This is a genomic window from Micromonospora craterilacus, assembly GCF_003236315.1.
Classification (GTDB): Bacteria; Actinomycetota; Actinomycetes; order Mycobacteriales; family Micromonosporaceae; genus Micromonospora; species Micromonospora craterilacus.
The window spans coordinates 1-11,921 of record NZ_POTY01000003.1 but is presented as its reverse complement, the minus strand read 5'-3'; the positions used below and the strand labels follow the sequence as shown (position 1 = coordinate 11,921).

The 11,921-nt window shown below is 71.9% G+C and carries 6 protein-coding genes; 4 read left to right on the top strand and 2 right to left on the bottom strand.

All coding sequences use genetic code 11. From position 1 onward, the window contains the following. Entirely contained in the window at nucleotides 1-387 is a 387-nt protein-coding gene (locus tag C1I95_RS00960; RefSeq protein ID WP_146605603.1) for a DUF5990 family protein, read from the bottom strand. Beyond that, nucleotides 380-1,924, bottom strand: coding sequence for a VOC family protein (locus C1I95_RS00955; RefSeq protein ID WP_111211820.1), 1,545 nt, complete (start codon nucleotides 1,922-1,924; stop codon nucleotides 380-382). Before C1I95_RS00955 ends, C1I95_RS00960 begins: the two co-directional genes overlap by 8 nt. A gap of 123 nt (nucleotides 1,925-2,047) precedes the next feature. Here C1I95_RS00955 and C1I95_RS00950 point away from each other — a divergent pair, with 123 nt between their 5' ends. The 4 genes from C1I95_RS00950 to C1I95_RS00935 form a co-directional block, all read left to right on the top strand. Then, on the top strand, nucleotides 2,048-3,310 hold the full coding sequence (locus C1I95_RS00950; protein ID WP_158566232.1) for an NAD(P)-binding domain-containing protein: 1,263 nt from the start codon (nucleotides 2,048-2,050) through the stop codon (nucleotides 3,308-3,310). 54 nt (nucleotides 3,311-3,364) lie between these two features. Beyond that, nucleotides 3,365-3,745: an ArsR/SmtB family transcription factor gene (locus C1I95_RS00945; RefSeq protein WP_111211818.1), complete on the top strand. Its 381-nt coding sequence runs from the start codon at nucleotides 3,365-3,367 to the stop codon at nucleotides 3,743-3,745. Between the two features lie 54 nt (nucleotides 3,746-3,799). Beyond that, the gene (locus C1I95_RS00940; RefSeq protein WP_111211817.1) at nucleotides 3,800-10,162 is read left to right on the top strand and encodes a non-ribosomal peptide synthetase; all 6,363 of its coding nucleotides are present in this window, start codon (nucleotides 3,800-3,802) and stop codon (nucleotides 10,160-10,162) included. A 6-nt stretch (nucleotides 10,163-10,168) separates the two neighbouring features. Further along, the coding region (locus tag C1I95_RS00935) for a fatty acyl-AMP ligase (protein WP_111211816.1) at nucleotides 10,169-11,921 on the top strand (1,753 nt) is incomplete at its 3' end.

The following is an 11,921-nucleotide window of genomic DNA, read 5'->3' as shown; positions in this document are numbered from 1 at the left end:
TCAGGCCGGCGTCCAGTCGGTGACGACGGCGGCCCGAGCCCGGCCCTCGTCGCGTACCCGGATGGTCAGCCGGCCGGTGCCGAGGTCGGGACCCCGCGGCAGCATGATCTTGATGCGTCGATACCAGCTGTCGCCACCGGGAGCCCGTACGCTGAGGTAGAGGAAACGCTCGGCCGTCGGCCCGTGCACACACTCGCCGCGGAATCCCGTCGAGCCGTCCGGCCGGCTCGTGGCAGCCACCTCACACTCGTACCGCAGGCCACCGTCGTCGGTCGGGGTCCCGGCCAGCAGCCGGTCCTTCCCGGCCTGCAGACCGACCTCGAACGTGTCCGCCGTCGAGGGCAACCCGTCGGCCACGATGGTCAGCCTCACCTGAACGTCACTCAACTAACGCCTCCTGAACTGTCGGCCCCGAGTTGTCGGCCTGCAGCACCGAAGCGGTGGCCGCAGCGGAGAGTCCGAGCACGGTGCACAGGTAGTCGCGGACCGCGGCGTGGGCGTCGTCCGGACGAAGGCCCTGTGCGGCCATCGCTTCGACAACCGCCGCCAGGCGCGCCCGGTAACTGTCCGGCAGCTGGTCCGCCACCGGCTGCAAGGTGACGTACTCGGCGAACAGGTAGCGCTGCCGTACCGCACCGTCGTGGAAGAAGCCGCTGAACTCCTCCAGCGGGTCCGCGTAGCCGAGCGCGCCGATGTAGACCAGCTCGTCGGAGGCGTCGTCCTGCACGGCGTCGCCCCGGACGTGGTTGTTGGCGCGCAGCGACCGCACCGGGCGTACCGACCACCCGCAGGTCCGCGCGGCCAGCTGGTACAGCACGGTGGTGTCGTAGAAGGACGTGCCGAGCGGGGTCGCCGGGCGCCCGTCGGCCGCCCGGGGCGCCACCGCCGCCAACCGTCGCCGTTGCTGGCGGCTCGGGGTGCGGGTGTACCACCGCTCGCCGTCGACCTGCCGGTTGAACCGGTCGTAGGCGTAGATGCCAGGGGAGATGCCGGGGACCGCTGCTCGCACCTGACGGATCGCGTCGGCGTCGAAGAACAGCAGGTAGGGTGCGGCCAGCGGAGCCCCGAGCCCGGCGTCGTACGACCAGGCGCACCGCAGGGCGACGCCGTCCGCGGGTGCCGCGAGGTCGGTGAGCACCCGGTGGTCGAGCACCAGGCAGCCCGGCTCGATCCAGCCGAAGTCGCCGGTGGCGGCGGCGAAGACGAGTTCCAGGACGCCGGCGTCGTCCCGGCGTGCAGCTATGTGGTGGAACGGTCGTGGCAGCTGGCGTGCGAGCCAGTCCGACTCCTGCGCGGTCAGTCCGGAGCCGACCACCACCACGGGCAGCTCGGGGGGAAGGCGTCGTTCGCAGGCGAGCAGCCAGTGCAGCAGCCCGGTGGTGACGTGCAGGTAGTACGCGCCCTGGGGGATCTGGTGCCGCTGGTGGAAGTCCCGTAGCCGGCGCGACTCCCGGCGCTGGTCGCGGTCGCCGATCTGCCGTCCGAGCCAGCGCCGCGCGCCGTCGCCGGCTTCGTAAAGCGGTCGCAGCAGCGCCGCCGGCGCGCCGGTCGCTCCGAAAGCCAGCAGGTTCCCGTAGCAGTCGCGCACCGCGTAGTAGCCCCGCCACTGCTCGCCCAGGGTGGTGCCGCTGGTCAGGTGCGCGCCCCAGTCGTCGAGTCGCCGCCGCAGCACCTCGGGCTGGCCTACGTACAGCACCGCGTCCGGGTCCGGGCGGTCGTCGGCTCCGGCGGTCGTCGGCGGTCCGAGGCGGAGCCGCAGCGTTGTGCCGTGGCCGGTCAACCAGGCGGCGGCGGACTCGACGAGGCGGGCCCGGAAGCCGAAGAACTGCTCGTAGTAGGCGACGGCCTTGCCGATGTCGCCGACGGTCAGGCAGGCGACTGTGCCCGGCCGGCGGGCCGGCGGTGGCGTCGGTCGCACCCGCACGCCGGTACCGTAACATCCGGGAAGCCAGATGTATCACTGTCCGACTCGGGCCGATGTTCATCCATCAGGGAAACCTGATGCGGGCCTTGTGCGGCAACCGCACCCATGGTCAAGTTGCACGCTATGGCGGTAACGATCGGCGTCGTTGGGCTCGGCAAGCTCGGTCTACCGGTCGCAGCGGCGCTCGCCCTACGGGGCTACCAGGTCATCGGATACGACCGGGACGACGCCCGGATGCGCACCGCCGCGCTGTCCCGGTACGAACGCGGACCGGACGGTGAGGGCACCCTCGTCGACTTGGTGGACGACACCGTACCCCTGCGGTTCGCACCGCTACCCGAGCTTTTGTCCGCAGCGGACTGCGTCTTCGTGGTGGTGGAGACACCGCATCGCCCAATGTACGAGGGCATCACCCCGCTGCCGGACTCCCGAGCGGACTTCGACTACACCGCGCTGCGGCGTGCCGTCAGCGACGTGGCCGCCCACGCGCCCGGGCCGATCGAGATCGGCGTGATGTCCACCGTGCTGCCCGGGACCATCCGCGCACAGATCCTGCCGGTCGCCACCGCGCACCCGATCCTCTACTGTCCACAGTTCGTCGGCATGGGACGCGTCGCGCAGGACCTGAGCCGGCCGGAGTTCACCATGATCGGCGCCCCGGCAACCTACCGCCACGGCACCGTGTCGACGGTGCTCGCCAGCCTCGCCGACGCACCGCTGTTCGAGGTCTCGTACGAGACCGCCGAACTCGCCAAGGTCGTCTACAACACGTTCGTCAGCGCCAAGGTGACCGTCGCCAACCTGGTCCAGTGGATGGCGCACGAGACCGGCGCGGACGCCGGGGACGTCCTGCGGATCATCCGCAGCGGGGACCAACGCCTGACCAGCGCGGCATACCTCAGCCCAGGCATGGGCGACGGCGGGCCCTGCCATCCGCGGGACAACATCGCGCTCTCCTGGCTGTTCCGGGCGCACGGCGGCGAGGCCGACCTGTTCACCGGCGTCCTGCGGACCCGGCAGGCGTACGTGGAGTGGCTGGCCCGGCGATTCGCCGAGTACGCCGGCCCCCTCCCGATGACGGTGTTGGGCACCGCCTTCAAACCGGGCACGGACCTGCAGACCGGCAGCTCCTCGGCGCTCATGGTGACCATGCTCCACTTCGCGGGCGCCACGGCCGAGGTCGTCGCCACGCCTGCGGATCTGATCGGCCGGCCGCCTGCCGCCGCCGCCCGCGCCTACTTCATCGGCTGCCCGGAACCCGAGTTCACCGGGTACCCCTTCGCGGCGGGCTCCGTGGTGGTCGACCCCTGGCACGTCGTGACCGACCGGCCGGGGGTCACCGTCCACCGCATCGGCGGGCAGCCGTCGCCGGCCGGCGACGGATGAACCGCCGTCGATTCGGCTCTGTCGTATCAGGACATCCTGTTTTAGGATCGCGCCATGACGCCAGCTCCTGCCAGCGGAGCCAAAACGGATACCACCACCACCCAGTCGCCGGTCGAGACCGCCGTCGCCGATGCCCGCTTCTTCCGGGTGCTGTCCGACCCGACCCGGCTGGCCATCCTGCGGCTCCTGCTCGACGGGGAACGCAGCGTCAGCGAACTTGTCAGCATCCTGAACGTGCCGCAGAGCCGTGTGTCGAACCATCTCGCCTGCCTGCGCTGGTGCCGGTTCGTCGAAGTCGACCGGGTGTCCCGCCGAGGCGTGTACCGGATCGCCGACCCCCGGCTGCGTGACGTGCTCGCCGTCGCGCAGATCGTCGCCAGCGACCAGTGCGACCACCTCAGTTCCTGCAGCCGGATCGGCCCCGACTGGATCTGACCCGGCCGGCACATCAGCGAGCCGGCGCCCGACCGACGCGAAAGGGAACCCGCCGTGGAGGAAGCCGATATCGCCGGGTTCCGGGTCTCGCCGGTGCAACGGCAGACGCACCAGCTGCCGGCGGCCTGGGTACAGGCGGCGTACCCGCTTCCTGCCGCCACATCGGGTGTTGGATGTGATCCGGACCGGCTCGCGGCGGCGGTGCGCCAGGTCCGACACCGGCACGAGGCCCTGCGGACCCGAGTGCGGTCCGCGACCGAACACCAGGTTCCCGTCCAGGTCATCGACGAAGCCGACCACGGACTCGACGCGGTGGTGGATCGGGTTGACGCCCCGCCGGCGGGAAGCGCGGACGACGGTGACCCACTGTGGCGAATTCTCGCCGCCGAACGAGACCAGATCGACCTCGAACACGGGCCTGCCGCCCGGATCACCCTGGTCCACTGCCCCGAATCGCCGGTGCTCGTCCTGACCGGGCATGCCGCGGTCACCGACGACGAATCCCTGCGCATCGTCGCCGCCGAGATCGTCGCGGCATACCAGGGCCGCCCGCTTTCCGAGGTGGCCGTCCAGTACGCCGACTTCGCCGCCTGGCACCACGACCTGCTCGCCGATGCGCAGGGCACGACACGGCGGGCGTACTGGGAACCGCACCGCGACCCGGCCATTGCCGTGGCGTTGCAGGGTCTGCTCGCCGACACCGTCGTGACCGGACCGTGGCAGGTCGACAGCCGAACTCTTTCCCCCGCAACATGGGCCGCCATACGATCCGTCGCCACCGCGACGACCACCACCCCCGGTGCCGTCGCCGCGACCGCCTGGGCCGTCCTGCTCTGGCGGATCGCCGGCGAACGGGACGTGCTCTGCGACGTGCTGCTGCCCGCCCGGGCGGCCCCGGAGCTACGCCGGGCGGTCGGACCGTACGCCCGGCAGGCACCGGTGGTCTGCCGGTTCGCTGCGGGCACCAGCTGGCCCGACGCGGTGGCCCAGGTACACCGGATCCTGCTGGATGCCGCCGAACACGTCGACGATCTCCAGCCGGCGGCAACGCCGCCGGCACGGCGGGCACCGGTGTTCGAGTGGGTCCACCACGTCGACCAGCTCGACGGCGGTACAGCGGACCGCACCGTTGACGACCCGCCACCGCCACTGGCCGCCATCGGCTGCGTCGGCGCACCGGTCGCGCTGCGGCTCACCCTGGCACCCGACGGTGTGCGGGTCCACCTCGGTTACGACTCCGAGCGGCTGCCACCGCCGGCGGCGGCCACGCTGCTCGACCGGTTCCGGGTCGTTCTGGACCGGCTGGTGGGCCAGGACGCCCCGGCTGTGGACGCGGTCAGCCTGCTGCTGCCCGGCGAGGCACAGCGGCTGCGCACCGGCCGGTCCGGCCCGACAACCGTGCCGACCGGCCCGGCGACCCTGCACGACGCGTTCGCCAGTCAGGCCGCCCGGACACCGCTCGCCGTCGCCGTCGACGACGGTGTCCACCAGTTGACGTACGAGCGGCTGGAGGAAACGGCCACGGCGCTCGCCGTGCGGTTGGCGGCCGCCGGCGCGGGCGCCGGGCAACGGGTGCTGGTCCGGGCCGCTCGCGGCGCGGAACTCGTCGTCGCGCTGCTCGCCGTGACCAAGACTGGCGCGGCGTACGTGCCGGTCGACCTCGCCGAGCCGGCGCAACGGGTGCGGTTTATCGCAGCGGACGTCGAGGCCCGGCTCGCGGTCCTCGGTCCCGGCACCGCCACCGAGGACCTGCCACCGCAGGTGCACCCGGTACGACTCGACCTGACCGCGCCCGTTCCGGAGCAGGTCGGGGCGGAGCTCGCCGTCGGCCGCGGCAGCGACATCGCCTACGTGATGTACACCTCGGGCTCCACCGGGGTGCCCAACGGTGTGCCGGTCACCCACCACGGCCTGCTCAACTACCTGGGCTGGGCGGCGCGGGCGTACCGGCTCGGCGACGGCGGCGGCACCGTCGTGCACACCTCCGCCGGATTCGACCTGACCCTCACCGCGCTACTCGGACCGCTGCTCGTCGGGCAGCGGTGCAGACTGGTCCCGGACGGACCGGGCCTGGCCGGACTCGTCGCGGTGCTGCGCGACGAACCCGACGTCACCCTGCTCAAGCTCACCCCGTCCCAACTGGACGCGCTGCTGGCGGTCATCCCGGCGGCGCGGTTGGCCACGCAGGTGCGCACCCTGGTTCTGGGTGGCGAGCCGCTGCGTGGCGAGCAACTGGCGGACCTGCGGGCCCAACCCGCCGGCATCACCATCGTCAACGAGTACGGGCCTACGGAGACCGTGGTCGGATCGTGCGCGTACCAGATTCACCCGGACACGCCGGCATCCGGCCCGGTGCCGCTCGGCGACCCGATCGCGGGCACCCGGATCCACCTGCTCGACCGATTCGGCGCTCCGGTTCCGGACGGTGCGGTCGGGGAGATCGTCATCGCCGGCGCCGGTGTCGCCGACGGCTACCTGAATCGGCCGGAGCTCACCCGGCGGCGGTTCGTCACCGATCCGGCCGACCCGACCGCACGTGCCTACCGCACCGGGGACCACGCCCGCCGTGACGCCGCAGGCGAGCTCATCTTCCTCGGCCGCACGGACGATCAACTGAAGGTGCGCGGCTACCGGATCGAACCCGGCGAGGTGGAGACCGTGCTGGCCGGACACCCTCAGGTGGTGCAGGCCGCGGTCGCCGCCGGGTCCGCGCCGGGCGAGCCGAGCCGCAATCATCTCGTCGCGTACGTCGTTGTCGCGCCGGCTGCCGCACCGTCCTCGGCCGACCTCGTCGCCTACTGCCGGCAGCGGCTGCCGGAGTACCTCGTCCCGGCCGACGTCCGCACTGTCGCCCAGCTGCCACTGACGGCCAACGGGAAGCTCGACCGGGCGGCACTCGCGGCACAGGCGACGGTCGACCCCGAAGCGAGCACGCCGTACCTGGCGCCGCGCACCGAAACCGAGGAGATCCTCGCCGGGGCGATCGCCGCGGTGCTGCGCCGGGACCGGGTCGGCGTCGACGACAACTACTTCACCATCGGCGGCGACTCGATCCGCAGCGTGATGGTGGCCAGCCGGGCCCAGGCCCGCGGCGTCGCGGTCACGGTCGCCGACCTGCACCGCTGGCCGACCGTCCGGGCCCTCGCCCAGGAAGTGACCGGGCAGCCGATGGTCGCCGAGCCGGCGACCGCCCCGTTCAGCCTCGTCTCCGCCGAAGACCGGGCGCTGATGCCCGCCGACGTCGAGGACGCCTTCCCGCTCAACCTCCTACAGGAAGGCATGATCTTCCACCGGGACTTCGCAGCGAAGTCCGCCGTCTACCACGCCATCGCCTCGGTACGGCTCACGGCGCCGCTGGACGTGGACGCGCTGCGTTCGGTGATCCGGCAACTGGTCGAGCGGCACCCGATGCTGCGGACCTCGTTCGACCAGACCACGTTCAGCCGCCCCCTGCAGCTCGTGCACCGAGGCTTCCCCGACCCGCTCTCCTACGCCGACCTACGCGGCCGCACCCCCGACGAACAGCAACGACACATCGAGGCGTGGGTGGACAGCGAGAAGCAGCGCGGCTTCGAACTCGAGGAGTATCCGCTCATCCGGTTCATGGTGCAGCGGCTCGACGACGCGACGTTCCAGTTCACCTACGGCTTCCACCACGAAATCGTGGACGGCTGGAGCGAGGCGCTGATGGTGACCGAATTGTTCGGGCACTACTTCTCAATCACCTTCGGCGAGTCGTGGACCCCAGCGCCGCCGCGCTCGTCCATGCGTGACGCCGTCGCACTCGAGATCGAGGCGCTGCGCCGCCCCGAGAACATCACCTTCTGGTCGGAGTACCTGCGCGACGCCACCCTGATGCGGCTGCCCCGGCTGAACGCCGCACCCACCGCCGACAAGGGCGCCCGGGAAATCGTCCGGATCGCGGTGCCGATCTCCACCGACCTGTCCGACCGACTCAAGCGGCTCGCCCTGGATCACGCCGTACCGCTCAAGAGCGTCCTGCTCGCCGGTCACCTGGCCGTGATGAACCACTACCACGGGCAGCCGGACACCCTCACCTACACCGTCACGAACGGGCGCCCCGAGCAGGCTGACGGAAGCACCGCGATCGGCCTGTTCGTCAACAGCCTCGCGGTGCGGGTCGCCATGACCGGCGGCACCTGGCTGGACCTGATCGCCGATACGCTGGCCAGCGAGCAACGCTCCCTGCCGTACCGGCGGCTGCCGATGGCCGAGCTGAAGCGGCACCAGGGCAACGAGCCGCTGGCCGAGACGCTCTTCTTCTTCACCGACTACCACGTCTTCCGGGAACTGGACCGGTGGCGGGCCCGCGGCATCGAGCACGTCGCGACCGAGCTGTACGGCGAATCGACCTTCCCGTTCTGCGCCATCTTCCGGCTGAACCGGGACAACGGACAGCTCGAGATCCGCATCGAGTACGACAACCTCCAGTTCGACGCCGAGCTGATGGACCAGATGGCGAAGGACTACCAGCGGGTCCTGACAGCCATGGTCAGCGAACCCGAGGCGGCATACCACCGCACCGCCCTGCTGTCCGAACCGGAGCTGACCCGCGTACTCGATGAGTTCGCCAACGGTGGGCCCGCCCTGGGGGGCGACGCGCGGCTGCCCGACCTCATCTGGGCGCAGGCCCGGGCCACCCCCGACGCGGTCGCGGTCAGCGCGCCCACCGGCACCCTCACCTACGCCGAACTGACCCGCCGGGCCGGAGGGCTCGCGCGGACCCTGCAGGAGCACGGCGCCGGCCCGGAGCGCCTGGTCGGCCTGCTCGCCGGCCGCAGCGTCCCGACAATCGTGGCGGTACTGGCGGTCCTGCGATCCGGTGCCGCCTACCTCCCGATGGACCCGAACCATCCCGACGAACGGCTCAACAGCATCGCCGGCCAACTCCGACCGGTCGTCGTCCTCACCGAACCCGGCCAATTGCACCGGATCACCACCGCGCCCGTGCTCGCGCTGCGCGACCGGCCTCCGTTCGTGGAACCGCCGAGCCGGCCCACCGCCGTCACCGGTGTCCCGACCGCAGCCGACAACCTCGCCTACGTGATCTCCACCTCGGGATCCACGGGCGCCCCGAAACACGTCGGCGTGACCCACCGCAGCCTGGTCAACTCGACCCTGGCCCGCACCCAGTGGTACCGGCAGGCGCCGGCGAAGTTCCTCCTCGTCTCATCGTTGGTCTTCGACAGCTCGATCGCCGGGCTGTTCTGGCCGCTGTGCACGGGCGGGGCGGTGTACCTGCCCACCGAGGGCAGTCAGCTCGAACCCGCCCGCCTGCTGCGCCACCTCGCCGAGGAGAACATCACCCACACCCTCGCCGTGCCGTCGCTGTTGTCCACCCTCCTCGAGCAGGCCGAACCAGGGCAGCTGTCCACCCTGCAGGTGATGATCGCGGCCGGCGAGGCCAGTACGAAGGACCTGCACGCGGCGGCCCGGCGGGTGGCGCCGGCCGCGCGGCTCGTCAACGAGTACGGGCCGACCGAGGCCACCGTCTGGGCGACCGCCTGGACAGGTGAGCCGATCCCGTACCGCAGCCAACTGCCGATCGGTCAGCCCGTGGCCGGAGTCCGGGCGTACGCGCTCAATGCCCACGGTCAGCCGGTACCGATCGGGGTGCCAGCCGAACTCCTCCTCGGCGGCGCCGGCGTCGCCCGAGGCTACCTCGGCAGGCCCGGCCGCACCGCCGCCCGCTTTCTCCCCGATCCCTTCGCGGCCCAGCCCGGCGCGCGCATGTACCGCACCGGGGACCTGGTCCGGCACACGACGGACGGCCAACTGGAGTTCCTCGGCCGCACCGACCACCAGGTGAAGATCCGCGGTTTCCGGGTCGAGCTCGGCGAGATCGAAGGTGTGCTCGACATCCACCCCGCAGTCACCCGCGCGGTGGTGGTGGCGCGCGCCGACGGCGGCGGGGAACTGGCCCTGGTCGCCTACGTCGCGGTGACCTCGATGGACCCGCCCGACGCCGCCGGCCTGCAGCAGTACCTGCGGGACCGGCTGCCGAAGTACATGGTGCCCGCCACCATCGTCCGGCTCGACGCACTGCCGTTGACCGGCACCGGCAAGGTCGACCGCAGCGCCCTGCCCGCCGTCGACCGCACCGCCGCCCGGGCGACCGCGCCGTCGGCCCCGCGTACCGACACCGAGCAGGTGATAGCCGCGGTGTGGGAACAGGTACTGGGCGTGGACGCCGTCGGCGCCGACGACGACTTCTTCGACCTGGGAGGCGAGTCACTGCGCGCAATGCAGGTGGTCACCCGCACCAACAAGGTCTTCGGCCTGCACCTGCCGGTGCGGACCATCTTCGACGCCAGCACCGTCACCTCGTTCGCCGAGGCCGTGGACCGGGCCCGCGCCGTGGCCAACCCGCCGGCCACCGTGCTGACGAGCGGGTGAGCGGCGGTGAGTCTCCCACCGCCGGCCCCGCCGTACGGCCTGCCGACCCTCGTGGACGTCCTGCGCCACCGCGCCACCGCGCAGCCCCACCGGCCCGCCTACTGCCTGCTGCCCGACGGCGAGGAGGAGACGGAACGCCTCACCTTCGCCGACATCGACGCGCGGGCCCGCGCCGTCGCGGCCACGCTGCAGCACCTGGCCGCGGGCCAGGACGCGGCGGGCACGCCGCCACGGGCACTGGTCGCCTACCCGGCCGAGGCGGGCCTCGACTACATGGCCGCCTTCCTCGGCTGTCTCTACGCCGGCGTCATCGCCGTACCCTGCGACGCACCGACCACCCGGCCAGGCGCGGACCGGCTCGGCTGGATCGCCCGCGACGCCCGACCCCGGTTCCTCCTCGCCCCCCGGCCACACCCAGTCGACGACGGCACCGGGCAGCCCGGCATCCACCTCGATGTGACCGAGGTACCGGTTGCCGCCGCCGACGGCTGGCGCCGGCCTGAACTGCACTCGGAGGCACTCGCGTTCCTGCAGTACACCTCCGGCTCGACCCGGCAACCGCAGGGCGTCATGGTGACGCACGGCAACATCATGGCCAACGAGCGGGCGATCGCGTCATCGCTGATCAACGACGAGGACTCCACCTTCGTGGGCTGGCTGCCGCTGTTCCACGACATGGGGATGATCGCCAACGCGCTGCAGCCGCTCTACCTCGGGGCCCTGTCGGTCCTGATGCCCCCGGCGGCCTTCCTGGCCCGCCCGATCCGGTGGCTGAAAGCGATCGACCGGTACCGCGCGGCCGTCGCCGGCGGCCCCAACTTCGCCTACGAGCTGTGCGTCAGCCGGACCGACGACGCGTCGCGGCGGCGGCTCGACCTGTCCTGCTGGCGGGGCGCCTACAACGGAGCCGAAGTCGTCCGGGAAACGACCATGCGCCGTTTCACCGCGGCCTTCGCCGTCTCCGGCTTCTCCGCCGAGGCGTTCTTCGCCTGCTACGGCCTTGCCGAGGCCACGCTGATCGTTGCCGGAGCGCCCCGCAACGCACCTCCGCGCATCCTCGACGTCGACGCGGCCCAGGTACGTGCCGGCCGGCTGATCCCGGCCACCGGCGCCGCCGACAGCCGCCGGGCCGCCAGCAGCGGCCGTCCGGTGGCCGACACCACCGTCACAGTGGTCGACCCGGAGAATCGCCGGGCGGTCGCCGACGGCACCGTGGGAGAGATCTGGATTCGCGGTCCCGGTGTCGCCGCCGGCTACTGGCAGGACCCGGCGGCCACCGCCGCCACCTTCGGTGCGACCCGCGCCGACGGACCGCCCGGCACCCACCTGCGCACCGGCGACCTCGGCGCGCTGGTCGACGGCGAGCTCTACGTCGTCGGTCGGCGCAAGGACCTGATCATCGTCCGGGGCCAGAACCATCACCCCACCGATCTGGAATGGACCGTCCAGTCAAGCCACCCGGCCCTGCGCCCGTCCTGCGGCGCCGCCTTCTCCGACGACCCAGCCGACGACACCGACGAACAGCTGGTGATCGTGCACGAGGTCAACGCGGAGAACCTCAGCGAGGAAGAGACCACCGCGGTTGCGGCCGCCATCAGACAGGCCATCGCCGCACGCCACGGCCTGCACGTACACGCCGTCGCGCTGGCTCGCCGCGGTGCCGTCCCGAAAACCAGCAGCGGCAAGGTACGCCGCCAAGCATGCCGGGACGCCTACCGAGCAGGCTGGCTCCCGCTGCTCGGGCACAGCCTCGAAGCCC

Bases quoted from the DNA above. Each gene is read 5' to 3' on its own strand.
- C1I95_RS00950 (WP_158566232.1), top strand. From the start codon at position 2,048: ATGGCGGTAACGATCGGCGTCGTTGGGCTCGGCAAGCTCGGTCTACCG.
- C1I95_RS00945 (WP_111211818.1), top strand. From the start codon at position 3,365: ATGACGCCAGCTCCTGCCAGCGGAGCCAAAACGGATACCACCACCACC.